General features: G+C 57.1%; 16 protein-coding genes and 1 pseudogene. 9 read left to right on the top strand and 8 right to left on the bottom strand.

Going from position 1 to position 16,586, the window contains the following annotated elements:
* The first annotated feature begins 42 nt into the window (after nucleotides 1-42).
* On the top strand, nucleotides 43-933 hold the full coding sequence (locus RS887_RS18190; RefSeq protein ID WP_322616420.1) for a LysR family transcriptional regulator: 891 nt from the start codon (nucleotides 43-45) through the stop codon (nucleotides 931-933).
* A 105-nt stretch (nucleotides 934-1,038) separates the two neighbouring features.
* On the opposite strand, the gene RS887_RS18185 is transcribed toward RS887_RS18190, so the two are convergent.
* On the bottom strand, nucleotides 1,039-2,136 hold the full coding sequence (locus RS887_RS18185; RefSeq protein WP_322616419.1) for a DNA alkylation repair protein: 1,098 nt from the start codon (nucleotides 2,134-2,136) through the stop codon (nucleotides 1,039-1,041).
* Nucleotides 2,137-2,296: 160 nt separating this feature from the next.
* On the bottom strand, nucleotides 2,297-4,105 hold the full coding sequence (locus tag RS887_RS18180) for a monovalent cation:proton antiporter-2 (CPA2) family protein (protein ID WP_322616418.1): 1,809 nt from the start codon (nucleotides 4,103-4,105) through the stop codon (nucleotides 2,297-2,299).
* A gap of 156 nt (nucleotides 4,106-4,261) precedes the next feature.
* On the opposite strand from RS887_RS18180, the gene RS887_RS18175 reads away from it, so the two are divergent.
* Nucleotides 4,262-5,176: a LysR family transcriptional regulator gene (locus RS887_RS18175; protein ID WP_322616417.1), complete on the top strand. Its 915-nt coding sequence runs from the start codon at nucleotides 4,262-4,264 to the stop codon at nucleotides 5,174-5,176.
* Here RS887_RS18175 and RS887_RS18170 read toward each other — a convergent pair.
* From RS887_RS18170 to RS887_RS18155, 4 genes are all read right to left on the bottom strand, one after another.
* The gene (locus tag RS887_RS18170) at nucleotides 5,166-5,942 is read right to left on the bottom strand and encodes a substrate-binding domain-containing protein (RefSeq protein ID WP_322616817.1); all 777 of its coding nucleotides are present in this window, start codon (nucleotides 5,940-5,942) and stop codon (nucleotides 5,166-5,168) included. The genes RS887_RS18175 and RS887_RS18170 overlap by 11 nt on opposite strands.
* A 26-nt stretch (nucleotides 5,943-5,968) precedes the next feature.
* Nucleotides 5,969-7,273 (bottom strand): MFS transporter, encoded by a 1,305-nt coding sequence (locus RS887_RS18165; protein WP_322616416.1) that lies wholly within the window; start codon nucleotides 7,271-7,273, stop codon nucleotides 5,969-5,971.
* Nucleotides 7,274-7,457: 184 nt separating this feature from the next.
* Entirely contained in the window at nucleotides 7,458-8,063 is a 606-nt protein-coding gene (locus tag RS887_RS18160; protein WP_322616415.1) for a DJ-1/PfpI family protein, read from the bottom strand.
* Nucleotides 8,064-8,183: 120 nt separating this feature from the next.
* Nucleotides 8,184-9,257 carry a sensor domain-containing diguanylate cyclase gene (locus RS887_RS18155; protein ID WP_322616414.1) on the bottom strand — a complete coding sequence of 358 codons (1,074 nt, stop codon included), beginning with the start codon at nucleotides 9,255-9,257 and terminating at the stop codon, nucleotides 8,184-8,186.
* Nucleotides 9,258-9,430: 173 nt separating this feature from the next.
* Here RS887_RS18155 and RS887_RS18150 point away from each other — a divergent pair.
* The 7 genes and pseudogenes from RS887_RS18150 to RS887_RS18120 form a co-directional block, all read left to right on the top strand.
* Nucleotides 9,431-9,619, top strand: a pseudogene (locus RS887_RS18150) (FKBP-type peptidyl-prolyl cis-trans isomerase); the annotation flags it as partial.
* Between the two features lie 854 nt (nucleotides 9,620-10,473).
* Nucleotides 10,474-10,959: a hypothetical protein gene (locus tag RS887_RS18145; protein WP_322616413.1), complete on the top strand. Its 486-nt coding sequence runs from the start codon at nucleotides 10,474-10,476 to the stop codon at nucleotides 10,957-10,959.
* 17 nt (nucleotides 10,960-10,976) lie between these two features.
* Nucleotides 10,977-11,501, top strand: coding sequence for a hypothetical protein (locus RS887_RS18140; RefSeq protein ID WP_322616412.1), 525 nt, complete (start codon nucleotides 10,977-10,979; stop codon nucleotides 11,499-11,501).
* A gap of 215 nt (nucleotides 11,502-11,716) precedes the next feature.
* Nucleotides 11,717-11,896, top strand: coding sequence for a hypothetical protein (locus RS887_RS18135; protein WP_322616411.1), 180 nt, complete (start codon nucleotides 11,717-11,719; stop codon nucleotides 11,894-11,896).
* Nucleotides 11,862-13,391: a hypothetical protein gene (locus RS887_RS18130; protein ID WP_322616410.1), complete on the top strand. Its 1,530-nt coding sequence runs from the start codon at nucleotides 11,862-11,864 to the stop codon at nucleotides 13,389-13,391. The genes RS887_RS18135 and RS887_RS18130 overlap by 35 nt, the downstream gene beginning before the upstream one ends.
* 62 nt (nucleotides 13,392-13,453) lie before the next feature.
* Entirely contained in the window at nucleotides 13,454-14,098 is a 645-nt protein-coding gene (locus RS887_RS18125) for a hypothetical protein (RefSeq protein ID WP_322616409.1), read from the top strand.
* Between the two features lie 458 nt (nucleotides 14,099-14,556).
* Nucleotides 14,557-15,126 carry a recombinase family protein gene (locus RS887_RS18120; RefSeq protein ID WP_322616408.1) on the top strand — a complete coding sequence of 190 codons (570 nt, stop codon included), beginning with the start codon at nucleotides 14,557-14,559 and terminating at the stop codon, nucleotides 15,124-15,126.
* A gap of 279 nt (nucleotides 15,127-15,405) precedes the next feature.
* On the opposite strand, the gene RS887_RS18115 is transcribed toward RS887_RS18120, so the two are convergent.
* Nucleotides 15,406-15,927, bottom strand: a complete 522-nt coding sequence (locus RS887_RS18115; protein WP_322616407.1) for a hypothetical protein — start codon at nucleotides 15,925-15,927, stop codon at nucleotides 15,406-15,408.
* 175 nt (nucleotides 15,928-16,102) lie between these two features.
* Nucleotides 16,103-16,402, bottom strand: a complete 300-nt coding sequence (locus RS887_RS18110) for a hypothetical protein (protein ID WP_322616406.1) — start codon at nucleotides 16,400-16,402, stop codon at nucleotides 16,103-16,105.
* Between the last annotated feature and the right edge of the window lie 184 nt (nucleotides 16,403-16,586).

Genomic DNA, 16,586 nt, shown 5'->3' with positions numbered 1-16,586 from the left:
TTTTTAAACAGCATCCCGAACGGCAACGAACAAGGACGATTCATGTTCGACTGGAATGACCTGCGGTTTTTTCTCGAATTGCAGCGCAGCGGGCGTTTGCTCACGGCCGCCCGCCGCCTGAACACCACCCATGCCACCGTGGCGCGGCACATCGAGGCCATCGAAAAGAGCCTGGGTACGGCGTTGTTCGTTCAGCATGCCCAGGGATATGAGATGACCCCGGCTGGCGAAGCGTTGCTTAAACACGCCGAGGCAATGGAGAACGTGGCGCTGCTGGCCCAGGAGGAAATCACCCAATCCACCGCGCCGCTGGGCAAGATCCGCGTCGGGGTGACCGAAGGCCTGGGCATCATGTTCCTCGCCAGTCGCATGAACGGCTTGTTCGAGCGCTATCCGGGGCTGGAAGTGGAACTGGTGGCGGTGCCGCGTTTTGTCAGCATCCTCAACCGCGAGGCGGAAATCAGCATCCACCTCGAGCGCCCGGCCGCCGACATGCTGGTCACGCGCAAACTCACCGACTATCGCCTGGCGCTCTACGCCAGCCAGGACTATCTCGACCGTGCGCCGCCATTGCGCAGTCGCGAAGACCTGGGGCGTCACGCCTGGATCGGCTACGTCGATGACTTGCTGTTCAGCCAGGAACTGATGTTCCTCAACAGCTTCTGCCGCAACCCGCAGGTGGTGTTTCACAGTACCAGCGTGATTGCCCAGCAACAGGCTGCGCGCTCAGGCCTTGGGATCGCGGTGCTGCCATGCTACATGGCCAGCGCCGACCCGGACCTGGTGCCGCTGTTGCCGGACGAAAGCATCCAGCGCAGCTACTGGATCAGCACCCGCCGCGAACTGCACAAATCGGTGCGGTTGCGGGTTCTTTGGGATTATGTGGTGGAGTTGTGTGAGCGGGAGCAGGGGTTGTTGCTGGGCGGTGCCTGAACTGGCGCCTTCGCGAGCAAGCCCGCTCCCACAGGGGGCCGCATTTCAATGTGGGAGCGGGCTTGCTCGCGAAAGCGGCGGCACATCCAAAATAGATCTTATGGTTTAACCGAGAATCTCGAACGCCGTACTGGCCAACCGTTCCCCGTTGACCATGATGTGCACCGCATGGCGCCCCGCATAATGCCGGCGGGTGGTGAGTTCCTTGATGTGCTGGCCTCGGCTGACGACTTCGCTGGCGTTACCGGGCAACGTCAGCGCCTTGAGCTTGAATACCTTCGCCGAGGTGCTGCCATTGGCCTTGACGTAATCGATGGCGTAGTCGATCACCAGGCGCTGACTGCTTTCAACGGTGGATTTCACGGCAAACGACAGGGTGATCTTTTCTCCCAGTCCAATCACCGGCGGTTCGACTTTCACATCGACGATCTCGACTTCAGGCTTGCCGCCCGCGCCGATAATCGCCAGTGCCAGCTGGTTGCCCTGTTTGATCAGGCTGCGCAGGGCGTGTTTGGCGATCCATGCGGTGTGCCTGTTGTCCAGCGACCAGCCTTCGATCAGGTCCAGCACCCATTCAGGATGGTCCTTGGTGATGTCGTTGAGGTGATTGGCCACGGATTTGCGCACGTACAGGCTCGTGTCGGCCTTGAGGTTGTCGAGGATTTTCGCGGCGAGTTCCGGATCGGCCTGAACGGGCTCCAGCCGGAATGACCAGGGCAGGCGTGGCCGGCATCCTTCACTGGCCAGGCGCCGCACATGCTCGTTGTCATCCAGCGACCAGACGTGCATCAGCTTGAGCGAACGCTCGAGGTCGCTGCGCAGAAAATGGCGTATCGCGAATTCCGAGGAGCCGAAGGCGGTGAAGTACTTCAGGGCGTCCATCGACACCTCGAACGCATGGGCGCCATAAGTGGCGACATAGTGCGGCAGGCACATGCTGACGAAACCGCTGTTGAGGCGCGGGGCGAGGGCACGCAGCACCTTGAGTGACGCTTCATAGTCCAGGGGCAGCACGGCGTGCAGGCATTCGCTGACCCGGGCCATGCGCTGCATGACGCTGAGGTCTGCCAGGCCGGTTTGGGCAAGCTTCAGGAAGCGCCTGGCCTCGAATGCCGGATAGACCGCCGTCATCTCGGAGGCGACGTGCCTGAGGCGTTCGGCGTTGAAGATTTCCTTGAGGGCGGGGGCAGGTTGGTCAGCCATGCTGGTTCCTTTGAAGTTGTGGTTAGTCCGTCACACCGCGTTATCGTTCTTCGCGAGCAAGCCCGCTCCCACATTGGATCTTGGGTGCTCACAAATATTGAGCCTGACAGAGCCCCCTTGTGGGAGCGGGCTTGCTCGCGAAGGGGCCCTCAAATCCACTTCATTTTGTGCCCACCTGCTCCTGCAGCTGATCCGACTCGAACAACTTCGCCAGTTCGACTCGCGCCTCCTTTGCCGTCTGCATCACTTTCACGGCGTCGTCATACACCGCATGCTGGGCTTCAAGCACCTCTTCGTCGTGCTGCTTGAAGCGTTTGATCCGCGCATCCGCCTGGGCCTGGGTCAATCCCAACCCGATCAGGGTTTTCCTGCTCATTTCCAGGCTCGAATGAAAGGTTTCGCGCACGGCGTGAGCGCCGACGTCCATCAGCCGGTGCACATGCTGACGGTTGCGGGCACGGGCGATGATTTTCATATGCGGGTAGAGCTTGTGCACCAGCTCGGCGGTCTTGATGTTGGTGTCCGGGTCGTCGGTGGCGATCACGAAAAACTCGGCTTCCCCGACCTTGGCCGCGCTGAGGATTTCCGGGCGCATCGGGTCGCCGTAGAACACCGGCACGCCACCAAAACTGCGGGACAGTTCGATGGTTTCCACCGAGGTGTCGAGGGCCACGAACTTGATGTTCTGTGCGCGCAAGATCCGCGCAACAATCTGGCCCATGCGGCCCATGCCGGCAATCACCACCCGTGGTGCGTCGGCGTCGATTTCGCGGAACTTCTCCGGCACTTCCACCGGTTGCACTTTCGGGCTGACCAACCGTGCGCAAACCAGCAGCAACAGCGGTGTCACGGCCATGGACAGAGTGATGGTCAACACCAGCAAGTCATAGAGTTCTGCCGCGAACAGCCCGTGATCGCGACCGATCTTGAACACCACAAAGGCAAATTCACCACCGGCCGCCAACACGATGCCCAGGCGGATCGCACTGACCTTCTTCAAGCCGCCGGCCAGTCGACCGACCACAAACAGTAGCGGCAGTTTGATCGCGATCAGCAGCAGGGTCAGGCCCAGCACTGCGACCGGCATGCTCAGCAGCAGGCTCAGGTTCGCGCCCATGCCGACGCTGATGAAAAACAGCCCCAGCAACAGGCCCTTGAACGGCTCGATCTGGGCTTCCAGTTCATGGCGATACTCGGAGTCCGCCAGCAGCAGGCCGGCGAGGAATGCGCCCAGTGCCATGGAAATGCCGGCCAGTTCCATCAGCCAGGCCGTACCGATCACCACCAGCAACGCCGTGGCGGTGGACACTTCTGGCAGCGCGGTTTTGGTCACCACGCGAAACACCGGTCGCAGCAGGTAGCGCCCGCCGATCACCACCACAGCGATGCTGACCAGCACTTGCAGACCGTGGTTCAGGTCTTCGCCGGCAGTGGTGGCGTGACCGCCGCCGGCCAGCAACGGCACCATGGCAATCAACGGGATCGCGGCGATGTCCTGAAACAACAGGATCGCGAACGCCAGCCGCCCGTGGGGGCTGGTCAGTTCCTTGCGTTCAGCCAGGCTTTGCAGGCCGAACGCCGTGGACGACAGGGCCAGGCCAAGGCCCAGGACGATCGCGGTGTTCAATGGCTGGCCAAAGACCCACAGCGCCACCACGCCAATCACCGAACCGGTCAGCAACACTTGCGCCAGACCCACGCCGAACACTGATTTGCGCATGACCCACAAACGTCGTGGCGACAGCTCCAGGCCGATGATGAAGAGCAGTAACACCACGCCGAGTTCGGAAATGTTCGCGACGCTTTGCGGGTTGTCGATCAGGCCCAGTACCGACGGGCCGATGATCACCCCGGCAAACAGGTAGCCCAGGACCGCCCCCAGTTGCAGGCGCTTGGCCAATGGAACGATGAGCACGGCCGCCAGCAGAAACACGACGGCGGCTTGTAGCAGGTTGCCTTCATGGGGCATGAGAAAACTCCAGAACTCGGTACAACGGGGAGGACAAGAATAAAGGCTGAGCCCTTCGACGTCAGCAAAGCGCCCGGGTTCAGATGTTACAATTTGCATTAATTAGTTACATTTATAGAATTAGCTGATCAATCAGCTTCGTTTCCGAGCAACTCCATGGCAATCAACTTCGACCTCAATGACCTGCAAGCCTTCCGTGCCGTGGTCGAGCAGGGCAGCTTCCGCAAGGCAGCCGATTCCGTGCGGATATCCCAGCCAGCCCTGAGCCGGCGGATTGAAAAGCTCGAAGACGCCCTGGGCGTGAAGCTGTTTGAGCGCACCACGCGCAAGGTCAGCCTGACCCAGGCCGGACGGGGTTTCATGCCCAGCGTCGAACGCCTTCTGGACGATCTGGACGTGGCATTGCTGGGTATCAGCGAAGTCGCTTCGACCCGGCTTGGTCACGTCACCGTCGCCTGTGTACCCTCGGCGGCTTACTACTTCATGCCACGGGTGATCGCGCACTATCACCGGCAGTTTCCGAAGATCAGGGTCAAGGTGCTGGACTCCAGCGCCCACGAAGTGTTGAGTGCGGTAGTTGATGGCGAAGCGGATTTCGGCCTGAGTTTCATGGGCACGCTGGAAGCCGAAGTGGATTTCGAGCCCTTGGTGCAAGAGGGATATGTAGTGGCGTGCCGGCGCGATCATCCGTTGGCGGGGCGCAGCAGTGTCACCTGGGACGAGTTCTACCGGCAGGATTACATCTCGCTGGATAAAACCTCGGGCAACCGCTTTCTGCTGGATCAGGCGTTGACCGGCGTGGTGCCGCAGCGGCCGAGTATCTGCGAAACCCGCCACGTGACCACCATGATCGGTCTGGTGGAGGCCGGGTTGGGTGTGGCGGCGGTGCCGCTGATGGCGATGCCGGCAGCGGATCACCCGATCCTGACGCGGGTGCCGTTGACTGAACCGCAAGTGATGCGCAGCGTCGGTCTGATCAAGCGCCGGGGTCGAACACTGACCCCGGCGGCACTTGAACTGGAACGGCTGGTGGTGGAGATGAAAGTCCTGCAGCCGGCAGTCAGCGACTGACCGGGTCCAGCCCGGTCGCTTTTACGTCCGGTTGCGCCTGGGCCGAGGCCATGTATTCCAGCAAGGCTCTGGCTTCGACCGGGTGCTGTGCACCTACCGGGATACCGGCGGCAAACCGGGTAACCGACTGCACTGACTCCGGAATCTTCGCCACGAAACTGACCCCCGGCACTGGCAACAACTCGCTGACTTGCTGGAAGCCCAGTTGATAATCGCCAGTGGCAACCACCGAACCCACGGGGACTTTCGGAACCATGGTCGACTTGGGCTTGAGTTGGTCTTCGATACCCAGGCGTTTGAACAGCTGCTGTTCGATGTACACGCCGCTGGCACTGTCGGAGTAGGCCACTGATTTAGCATCGAGCAGGGTCTTTTTCAGGCCCTCGACGTTACTGATATCCGGTTTCGGTGCCCCTTCGCGCACGACCAGGCCAATGCGCGAATCTGCCAGTTCGACTCTTGAAGCAGGATCGACTTTGCCTTGTTGGATCAGATCGTCCAGTGCGTAGCCGACCATGATCACCACGTCGGCTTGCTCTCCGCGGGCCAGGCGATTGGGAATCGCCTCTGGCGCCTTGCCCATGGATGGACCCAGTGCGGTGTTGAGGGTGTTGCCGGTGGCGGCGGCGAATTTCGGCCCGAGGATCTTGTAGGCCGCAGTGAAACCGCCGGAGGTCATCACGCGTACCTCTTCAGCTTGGGCAATGCCGCTCAAGCCCAGGCTGGCTACCAACGCGAGGGCGGCCAGATTGAACGGTTTTTTCATGGTCATGTTCTCGATAAAGGGCAGGTTCACGACGCCACCGCTTGCAGGTGATTCGAGGCTCGGCGATAGAGCATGAGCGTCGCGCACAGCGCGCACAGTGCTGCAAAGCTCATCCAGTAACCCGGCGCAGCCTTGTCGCCGGTGTACTGGATCAGCAAGGTCGATATCGCCGGAGTGAACCCGCCGAACACGGCCGTGGCCAGGCTGTATGCCAGTGAGAACCCGGCGACTCGCACCTCCACAGGCATGATTTCCGTCAGCGCCGGGATCATCGCGCCGTTGTACAGGCCGTAGATGAACGACAGCCACAGCAAGACCAGCAGCATGTGGATGAAGCTGGGCGCGTTGACCAGAAAGGTCAGTGCCGGGTAGGTGGTGGCGATGGCCAGCAAGGCCATGACGATCAACACCGGGCGTCGACCGATACGGTCCGAGAGTGCACCGCCAATCGGCAGCCAGATGAAATTGGAGACGCCGACCAGCAACGTCACCAGCAGTGCATCGGACGTGCTCAGGTGCAGCACGGTTTTACCGAAGGTCGGCGCGTACACCGTGATCAGGTAGAACGCGGTGGTGGTCAGGGCGACCATCATCATGCCCGAAAACACGATCAGCCAGTTCTGTCCCAGGGTGCGGAACACTTCACCCATGCCCGGACGGTGTTTACGGGTGGCGAATTCTTCGGTTTCTTCCAGGTTGCGGCGCAGCAGGAAGATGAATGGCACGATCATGCAGCCGACGAAAAACGGGATCCGCCAGCCCCAATCGGCAATCACACCCGGTGCCATCCACTGGTTCAAGGCATAGCCCAGTGCGGCGGCGACAATGATTGCCACTTGCTGGCTACCCGACTGCCAACTGGTGAAGAAGCCCTTGTGGCCGGGTGTGGCGATTTCGGCGAGATACACCGACACGCCACCCAACTCCGCACCGGCGGAAAAGCCCTGCAGCAGCCGCCCGATCAGCACCAGGGCCGGGGCGAACAAACCGATGGTTTCGTAACCGGGCACCAGCACAATCAGGATGGTGCCGCTGGCCATGATTGACAAGGTCACGATCAACCCTTTGCGTCGACCCACATCATCGATATAGGCACCCAGCACCACGGCGCCCAACGGACGCATCAAAAAGCCTGCACCGAACACGGCGAAGGTCATCATCAGAGAGGCGAATTCGCTGCTGGCCGGGAAGAACACGGCAGCGATCTGCGTGGCATAGAAACCAAAAAGGAAGAAGTCGAACTGTTCGAGGAAGTTGCCCGAGGTGACCCGGAAGATCGCGTTGGCCCGGGAGCGACCGGTAGTCGCGGGCTGTTGGATTGATGCTGTCATTGACCTGTACTCCACCGCTTTTATGACGTGCCCCGGTTGGACGCGGCGCACGGTTCTTATTGGGGCGGATAGTGGAGCAGGGGCATCGATATGTTAATTGCATTGTTGGCATGCATTGATGCGCGAAGTGGATCAATGCATCCGTGGACAGGGCGAGCCTGCGTCAGGCTGGATGGCCAAACGATCAGATAAACGCCTCGATATGCCCCATCCCCCGGGCCACATACTCATCCTTCTCACCCACAGGGGCAAAATTGTTCAGCACTTCCCGGGCGGTCTCGCGGCCTTTCAACCGCGCCAATAGCCAGGCCGCGAGGTACGGCGACGCCAGGCAGCCACCCGCGGTGGCAATGTTGCCGTTGGCGTAGAAGGCCTGGTTGACGACATTGACGCCGGCTTCCAGCACCCAGGGTTTGCTGATGGCATCGGTGCAGGCCGGAGCATCCCCGAGCAGTCCGAGTCTGGCCAGCAGGAAGGTGCCGGAACACTGGGCCGCCAACAGCTGGCGTGCGGGATCGAATTGCAGTTGCTCCATGATCCCCGGGGTTGCGGCCACTTCCCGGGTCTTGCGGCCGCTGCCCACCAGCACCGCATCTGCCTGACAGGCCTCGGCGAGATCGATGTGCGCATCGATGGTCAAACCATTCATCGACGTGACCCGCGCAGTCGGCGATGCGATGCTCACGCGCCAATCCTTGTCCCCGAGCAGGGAAACCCGGCTGAGCATGCCGTAGGCGATCAGCGAGTCCAGTTCATTGAAGCCGTCAAAGGTCAGGATGGCGATATGCATGGCGAACTCCGATGGTTTTTTGAGCAGCCTACTCGGGTGCCCCTCAACGTTGCCGGTACAGTTCGAAACATTATTATGATAACAGTCATGTAACGAGAGCCGACACCCGCCCACCTGGCGTTACTGGCTGTACGCCCGCACAACGCTCTCGGTGCCCAACCGATACTGATTGTTCCCGCTGCGCTTGGCCTCATACATCGCCAGGTCGGCAATGTGCAGCAAGCGGTCAATGCTCGGTGCATGATCGGGGAACACGGCGACGCCGAGGCTGGTGCCGATATGGCGCTGGTCGTTGCCGATGGTGACGGGCGGAGAGAGTTCGACGAAGATTTTCTGGCAGATGGTGCGCGCTTCGTCTTGCAGGCTTTTGCCTTGGGGCAAGTCCTGGAGAATGACCACGAATTCGTCGCCACCGATCCGGGCGACGGTGTCGGTGCCGCGCAGAATGCGCTTGAGCCGTGTAGCGGTAGTGACCAGCACCCGGTCGCCGGCCGCATGGCCATAGCGGTCGTTGATGGCCTTGAAGCCATTGAGATCGACAAACACCAGCGCCACCCGCGTGGCGCCGGCGCGCGCCTGCTCCAGCGCTTCGGACAGGCGCTCTTCGAGCACCAGGCGATTGGGCAGGCCGGTCAAAGGGTCGTAATGGGCCAGGTGCTTGAGATAGTTGGCCGAGGCCTTTTCTTCGGTGATGTCGCGTACCACGCCCATCATCTTGACCGTTTCGTCGTGTTCATTCTTGACCACGTTGCCGGTTTCCCGCAGCCAGCGGATCGTTCCGTCGGGCCAGACCACGCGGTATTCCTCATCATGGTTTTCGCCGGTTTCCAGGCAACGCAGTTCGCCGGCCCGAACCCTGAGCCGGTCGTCCGGGTGCACGCAGGAGCAGAACAGGGTATAGGAGGGCGTCACTTCGCTGACCTTGAAGCCGAACATGCCGAAAATGGCTTCCGACCAGTACAGCCGGTCGGTGTCGACATCCCAATCCCAGGTGCCGATACGAGCGAAATACTGGCTGCGCTTGAAGCGCTCGGCGTCGCCATCCTGGTGGATGTTCCGGCTTTCGGACAGGCTATTGATGATCGCTCGATACTCTGCCAGTTGCTGTTGCAGCAAGCGCTCGCGCCAGACCAGCGTGACGATCAGGGTAAGCGTCATTGAGCCAAGGATGACGCTGGTCCAGAGCAGGATCATTCGGGGATGGCCATCAGAGCGGTGAACCGTACGGTTGGTAGTTGATTATTTTAGTTCAGCAAACAGCTTTGAACGCCGGGCGCGAAGGCGGCAATGGTTGCCAACCGAGGGCAAATCTGGGAAAACGGCGCCCATCAGGCCCTTGAGGGCGAGTGAGCATACGAGTGAATTCAATGAATGACGAGCTTCAGGTAATCGATCTTCAGCCGGGTGACGGAAAAGCCGCCGTAAAAGGCGCGCTGATCACCACCCAGTACCGTGGCTGGCTGGAGGACGGGACCGAATTCGATTCTTCCTGGAGCCGTGGCAAACCCTTCCAGTGCGTGATCGGCACCGGGCGGGTCATCAAGGGCTGGGAGCAACAATTTGCTATGTGGGCCTATGGCTTTTGGAGCGGGAGTGCAAGAGCACGCGTTCCTGTGTGAAATCTGCCAGCCCAGCAGCACCCCATACCTCTCTAGATTACACACAGCGTCACGCCGCAACATGGCCCCACATCTGGTGACATCTACCGCTCGTCAACTTTCTCGCAATAAGTGTTGCAATATCTCTTGAGGTATGATTTTTCACTTGACATGATTGGCTAATGATGCTAAAATGTGTGCATAATTAGATAGACCCTCTAGTAACTTCCCCAAAGCTCCCCCCGCCTGCTCGACGACATGGTTAGGTTTAATCCTTGCCAAACTGTGCCGTTAAATACTTTTTGTCGATTCCAAGTGCAGAAGATCGACGTTATTCCTTAACAGTTGTTGCCATGATGGCTATAGAGTTAGGCATATCTCTATTGTCGGTAATGCCAGTCCTCGACCGTCAGGATGTAACAGAAGACGGTCACTAATTCATTCTCCACCAGTGGTGGAAAAGTCTAAGCTCCCTGCATTGCAGGGGCTTTCCCTCGCACTACTCAGTGCAAACAACTCGATAGTCAACCTCTCCGGAACTCTCTATATAGAGTGCGGGGATATATTTGGCCGATCGAAAGCAACTACACAGTCTAGAGATATTATCGATGCAAAAGCGTTATCCGTTAAAGCGAAAGTACTGCCATCACTGCGGGGCGATGTACTACAGCCGAAGTCACCGCAGTCGTTGGTGTTCTGGTGTTTGTCAGACCCGCAATTACCGTGCAGCCCTCAAGCAAACCCCAGTAGAGCTGGAACAAGCATTTATTGCACAAGAAGCAGAACTAGCCAGCAAGCCGGGAGTAATATAAATGGCTGATGCTCTTTACTTAGAAATCGCCAAAGACTCAGGCGCCATTCTCTCGTTCAGTTACGAGAAGTTGGTGTCTGAAACTTCAGACTTCATCGAAGCCAATGAAGTAGAGTTGAACTACCTGAATCATCTGGAAGCTAAAGTACTGCCTGCTGGCATCATCACTACGTTGGCCGACTTGCAAGACTATCGGAAAAAGAAGCAGGTTCTTACCCAGGCACTGGCCAAGGTTTCTCAGGCTGAGATTAAGGTTGCCAAAACTGAGGCAGCAGTTCGCAAGGCGCAGGCTAATCTGGAGACCTTCATGGATGTAGAGGCCGCTAAGCGTGGCGTTTCCCGTACAGAGTTGGAATCCCTTCTGGAAGACCGCCAGAAGCGCCTTGCAGCCGCCAATGATATAAGCAATACCAAACCATTACCTCGCGATGACAAGGCCCGCCAAAGCCTTATCACGCAGATCAAAACACGTAAGAAATCTAAGTAACCATTAGGAATAGTAATATGACTAACACGCAATACAAATATGGTAGTGAGGTTATCGAGTTCTTCAAGCACGATGACGAAGAACTACAGAGGCTAATTAAGCAGAAAGAAGTGCGGTACTTTCGCAGCTCTATGTCGCCAGCATACCCAGGTTTAGGTGTGAACGTGGCTTGGGTCAGCGAGGAGCCCCTAACTCAGGCTCTTAACGAACTAGCAGACTTTTTTGTTCAGGGCTATACAGTTGCAACTTCCCTTTGCCGCCCGCTGTATCTTAGTGTGCAACTTAAGAAGCCGGCGGCTATTGTCGATGCCGATCTTCTTGAAGTTGCAGAGCAGGCAAAGGTGGAGTATGCCGCCAGTCGATATGCTCGCAATGTTGAAGAAACGAAACGCCAGATTGAAATCTCTGTAGCTCGCAGGGCTAGAGAACACGCAGCAGCAGTGGCCAAAGTAGCAGCGGAACATCAGGCAGCTGAAGAAGCGTTGGCACTGGCTGACTTGCAACGGGCGTACTTGCCAAAGAAGGTCTCGATAGCCAAGTAACTTCTTCTGCATCATATCCGCCTTCCCTGAACAGCCTTCCGATAGTCAAGCCTAATGGCCCAACTGACTACGTCGGTTTTTTGCTGTCTGGCGAAAGGCGTTTGAAGGTGCGGGTAGGTACATATTTGTCCCCGTTTCGGCTTACAGCCCTTACGCCACGCGGGGTCAGCCGTTTTCAATTGCGTGCGAACACGCATTACCAAGGTATAGAAACCATGCGGATTTCCCTTAACGACGCCGCCAAAGAACTCCTGCTGACGTTCATGAGCGTGCGTGGCATTAGCAACGTAACCCATGGCCTGAACGTGTTGATCACGGAGGCCGCCCTAGCAAACTTGATCCCAACAGGCGTGGACACCAATGGCAACAGCCGAGACTACAAACAAGCAGATTGAGGTCCCCTGCACCAACTGCGGGACAATGTTCAGACGTAGGCCCGGTGGTCGTTCCACCTGCAAGGCCTCGTGCAAGAAGAAGCGTCAGCGGGCGGCAGCGGCTCCCCAGGCCACCGCCAAAGAAAAGAAGATCGAACGCCGTAAAGAACGACTTCTCGAGTGTGCCTTTGGCTACTGGTTCATCGAGCAGGCCAAGCGGGCGGGAACGGTGCAGACCTACCACGGCATCGATGCTGCTGGTCTTCGCAAGCTTTACGACATGCATAACTACCGCAAAAAACGTTACGGATGGGTTGATAGCGGTCACGGCAAGGATGTGTACCAACAGTGCCACGTCCAGTCGCTGAATGGCCGCGATGGTTCTACTGGTTTGACTACCCCGGAGAACTTGTTCACCGGCATTGCAGAACTTAATCAGCGGCACGGTAACAAGCCAGTGAATTCTTGGGCTGGCGCCTCGATCCCTGAATCTGCCCGTAAGCGTAAGTGGAGCATCACGGACGATATGACGCGGGATCAGGTGCTTCAGAAGATCGCTGACTTCCTCGGTCCCGAACTGGATACATTCCTTGATGAACTGGCGAAGATGCCCCAGCGGACAGCCCGACTACGGTTGGCCAAGACCGTTTTCAAGCAACAGGCTAATGACCTGTACGAACTGCTGGACCGCCGCTACACCTTGGCAGAACTTGAGGCACTGAAGTTGGATGAGTTGCAGGCTCTGGACGCGACCCAGAATGGGCGGACGAGTTTCAAGGCTTTCATCATCAGCAACTGCCCACTCGATTCCAAGTTGGGCGTACTTCATGACGAGCTGCTGCGATTCTCTGACGTACTGCCAAACGGGCAGCATAAGGACAACTGCCGGTTCATGTTATCGCTGGTGCGGGTGCTTGGCAGTTACCTTGCCCAGATCAACGATGCACAAGGCAGGGCCCGTGGTCGCTTCCTGGACTTTCCGAATGCTACTTGGTCGCCGCTACAGTACCTCTGCCCACAGTACCCATGGAAAACGTCAGCCCGTATTCTAGATCCTGACCGACAGGCGTTGGTTACATCGATCATCGAGGCAGCCCACAACGCATTACAGGGCCTGACCATCCCCGTGGAAATGCTGGAGGCGAAGTTGGTGAAGCGCATGCATTTGCGAACTCTGGTTCCAGTGGTGCGAGCCCCCGATCAATGGAGTTGGGAAGCCTGTGGGTCAAACTGGCTGAGCTACATCGACGCCCTGTACGCATCGTTTGAGGGTACATGGCAGGCGCTGCTTGACCTGGGTATCTGCACTGACGAGCAAGTCTTTGCCGCTCAGGATGGCGTCCTATTGAGTTTGCAAACGGCTGTAGAGCAGGGGCGGGAACAGTACCGTAATAACCGCATGCACACGGTGTTCGGCGTGCAATTCCAACGCTACCCGAAGTATCTGGAGTTCCCCCCCGTGGAGATTGAGTCGTACTTATCGCAAGGGAATTTAGCTCTGCCACTGGCTGCCTAGCGGTGGCGGCTTGCTGCTAAGATTCCTAGACCCGCAGGGGGCACACGGACAGGAGCAGCGGTATGGATTGGAAAGAACAGTTGAAGCGTAACCGTTTCATTGCTGTAGTCATTGCTGTCGGTGCTGGGATTATCGCGTTCTTCGCCGTGATTGGCACTGTGGCCGGGGCCATCAACGCGATCTTCGAGCTTGTTGGGCAAGATGTTTTCACGAGTACAGACAGTTGGATCGTAAGCACTTACGTCAAACTCACTGGATGGCTTTCCACTGAGGTGGCGGTTCCTGTCTGGAAGATGCTGCCTGCATTGGCGGTGGTCACTATTGCAATTGCTTGCCTGCTGTACCAGCGCTCACGCTTGGCATCTCTCTCGATAGAGCTGGAGGCTCTAAAGAATCCTCTTCTACCTGAGTTGGCCTCTAGTGATGAGCGAGTGCTGTTCTGGGTAAGGAAAATCTACGACAGCAAATCTACTGGAGTGGGGCCAACTCCCGCTGTTATCGCATCAGTATCGGACATATCGTTGACTACTGTGGAAACAGTGTTAGACGTTCTAAAACGAAGTGGGCTCGTACAGCTGAAGAAACTCAAAAGCGATCCCGTCGACCTAACCTCTAAGGGGCGCTCGTACCTCGAGAAGCCAGACGTTATGTCAAGGTATGGCAAATTTGAATTCAATGCAGTCTTTACGCGTATCTCGCCACCATAGATAGCGTGAAGAAGGGGAGAGCTTCCCGTCTCGTATCTAATGAATAACTAATCCGCCTGTAACCCATTGCGGGCGTTCCCTCCACACCCTCTCTCTCCCTTCTCCCGGCAAACCCCCTGTTTGTGGCGCGTTGCCACTACAGGTGCTAAGCCAGCCTCCCTTTTCGTGCAGCTTTTCAATCGAACCGCCTTTGGATCGGTTTCCCACGCAGTGTGCGTGAGCAAAGTTGCTCAGATATGGCCGTAGCCAGCAAATCTGCTGGGTATCATTCCTTTCCAAGACACCCCGGTCAACGCAGGATCGGGCCTGCCGCCGTTCTAAAGCTAGTACCAACAAACGACCGTTAAACGATACCTTCCAGACAGGCGGTATCAGGTGTCATAAAAACAGCCTATGTAAGTTGATGATGCCTTGATACACTGATGCCACCTTAAGCGATACCAGTGGAGTCACCCGCCATGTCCCGTGCTTTCCTTTACTGCCGCGTTAGCACCGCCACCCAGTTCACCGAGAACCAGGTGCAAGAAGTGAAAGCCGCTGGCTTCGATGTACAGGCCAGCCGGGTAGTCGAGGAAACAATCTCGGGCAGCATCGCTGCAAAGGAACGTCCCGGTTTTCAGAAACTGCTCGATAGGATGGAGTCTGGCGACGTGCTGATCGTGACCAAGCTCGACCGCCTAGGTCGTAACGCGATGGATGTCCGCCAGACAGTCGAGCATCTGGCAACGTCGGGCATTCGTGTTCATTGTCTCGCCCTTGGCGGCGTGGACTTGACCAGTGCGGCAGGCAAGATGACGATGCAGGTACTGGGTGCCGTGGCTGAGTTTGAACGTGATCTCCTGATCGAACGTACGCAGGCTGGGTTGGCACGTGCGAAGAGTGAAGGCAAGAAACTTGGACGCCCAGAAGCAGCGGAAACCACGAAGGCAGTGCAGAAGTTCAAAGCACAGGATATGACCCAAGCCCAAGTGGCTGGTGAACTGAAGATCGGTATTGCCACCGTCAAACGGCACTGGAATAAGGCCTAATCTCTTCTAGCGGATACCGCAGCCCCGCCAAGTGCGGGGCTTTTCTTTGCCCACGATATTTGCCGATTTCCGTTGCTGGCAGCGAGGTGGCACGGGAATGGCTCTTAATCTCGACCCACCCTGTGCGGTAAATCTGCCGTTCTGCCCGATACCCCGTCACCATATTTCGTACGCAGCTTCACGGGCCATGTTCGACTTGGGGCAAGTGCCGGTTTAAAAAATCGGGAATCAGCGAATGGCGTCGTGGGTATGGATGTGGTTTGTGGTCAAGCACATAGTTTAGGCGAGCTGACTTGAGATGAAGTTCTCAAGATCGGTCAGCCAGTCAATAGCTGCGGAAGGCGGCAATAGCTTATGTGTTAGCTCTTTAGCGTTATCTGAGGCGACAATGGAAAGATTTTTCCATGTAAGTGGCAATACCTTCAGGTCTTCCTTGCCAAACTCTAACTTGAAGTTGTGATTGAAGGTATTACGGAAGATCCGAAACATGTGGAACCAAGGTTGAGACTTCAGTACTTCGGTCTGACCCGATTTCCTGCAGTAGTCCCGAGTTAGATCCAATGACTCAGTTACCGCTGCACGCACCAACGTAAGGTATAACTGATCCGCCGAGTGGATCAGCTTCGATTTATCCCCTAAAAGTGTGATCGATGCCTGAAACGCAGTTGGACTTGCTCCGACGAATGACTGGAGTGAAGCTGCGAGGTCCGTCCCCCTTGCAAGTAGGCGTAGTACGCTGGCCAACCGCAGGCTGTCTGCATGCGCCCCTATGCTTCCGATGAGATCAATTTTAAGTAGCACGACTTTTTGAAACCTACGATTGAATTGCCGACTGCACGACCATTGGCATGCACCGGCAGAATAAGAGACTAAGACTTGTTGACGGAAGACTGCTTAGACATAAGTGCGCGAATGTTGATGAGCTCGGGGGCAACGAAGATCAAAGCACCAGGCAAAAATGCTTTCAGCATCCGTTTCAGTACTTCTGGTGCAGCGAACGTTCCCAACACAATGGCTGCAACCCCAACACATAAACTCCGATTAGTGCCCAGTTGAGCCAGAGCATCAACGTGCTCACCCTCTCCGTCGAATTTCCAGACAGCGCATAAGCCGTACCGAAAGCTATCGCAATCATGAAACCGTATATCCCCACGATTGCCACAATCATGCCGAGAGGTTGTTCTCCTACCTTATTGGCTAAGAAGGCAAAGCCAAGGACGATTAGTCCTACTCCACCTATCAGGTTCATTAATCGACTTTTTTTGTGGATGGTCAATTGTTAGCTCCTAACAGAATGGAAGGCAGTTCGTCTTTTGAAGTAGTGTGGTAGTTTTCGGCAGATACATGCTGACGATACTGAATTGCCATCAGCCTGTCCAAGGGCTGCTCTTGGTTGATTTCTGCCTATTACGAGAGGCTGCAGCCGACCCATGCAGTCGTTCATCTGCGGGAGAAATCGG

The organism is Pseudomonas sp. BIC9C (genome assembly GCF_034541995.1).
Taxonomy (GTDB): Bacteria; Pseudomonadota; Gammaproteobacteria; order Pseudomonadales; family Pseudomonadaceae; genus Aquipseudomonas; species Aquipseudomonas fluorescens_CC.
The sequence above is the reverse complement of the archived record's forward strand: the minus strand, read 5'-3'. Positions and strand labels throughout refer to the sequence as shown.

Coding starts and splice junctions, on each gene's coding strand:
- RS887_RS18190 (WP_322616420.1), top strand. CDS start 43: ATGTTCGACTGGAATGACCTGCGGTTTTTTCTCGAATTGCAGCGCAGC.
- RS887_RS18185 (WP_322616419.1), bottom strand. CDS start 2,136: ATGGCTGACCAACCTGCCCCCGCCCTCAAGGAAATCTTCAACGCCGAA.
- RS887_RS18180 (WP_322616418.1), bottom strand. CDS start 4,105: ATGCCCCATGAAGGCAACCTGCTACAAGCCGCCGTCGTGTTTCTGCTG.
- RS887_RS18175 (WP_322616417.1), top strand. CDS start 4,262: ATGGCAATCAACTTCGACCTCAATGACCTGCAAGCCTTCCGTGCCGTG.
- RS887_RS18170 (WP_322616817.1), bottom strand. CDS start 5,942: ATGAAAAAACCGTTCAATCTGGCCGCCCTCGCGTTGGTAGCCAGCCTG.
- RS887_RS18165 (WP_322616416.1), bottom strand. CDS start 7,273: ATGACAGCATCAATCCAACAGCCCGCGACTACCGGTCGCTCCCGGGCC.
- RS887_RS18160 (WP_322616415.1), bottom strand. CDS start 8,063: ATGCATATCGCCATCCTGACCTTTGACGGCTTCAATGAACTGGACTCG.
- RS887_RS18155 (WP_322616414.1), bottom strand. CDS start 9,257: ATGATCCTGCTCTGGACCAGCGTCATCCTTGGCTCAATGACGCTTACC.
- RS887_RS18145 (WP_322616413.1), top strand. CDS start 10,474: ATGGCTGATGCTCTTTACTTAGAAATCGCCAAAGACTCAGGCGCCATT.
- RS887_RS18140 (WP_322616412.1), top strand. CDS start 10,977: ATGACTAACACGCAATACAAATATGGTAGTGAGGTTATCGAGTTCTTC.
- RS887_RS18135 (WP_322616411.1), top strand. CDS start 11,717: ATGCGGATTTCCCTTAACGACGCCGCCAAAGAACTCCTGCTGACGTTC.
- RS887_RS18130 (WP_322616410.1), top strand. CDS start 11,862: ATGGCAACAGCCGAGACTACAAACAAGCAGATTGAGGTCCCCTGCACC.
- RS887_RS18125 (WP_322616409.1), top strand. CDS start 13,454: ATGGATTGGAAAGAACAGTTGAAGCGTAACCGTTTCATTGCTGTAGTC.
- RS887_RS18120 (WP_322616408.1), top strand. CDS start 14,557: ATGTCCCGTGCTTTCCTTTACTGCCGCGTTAGCACCGCCACCCAGTTC.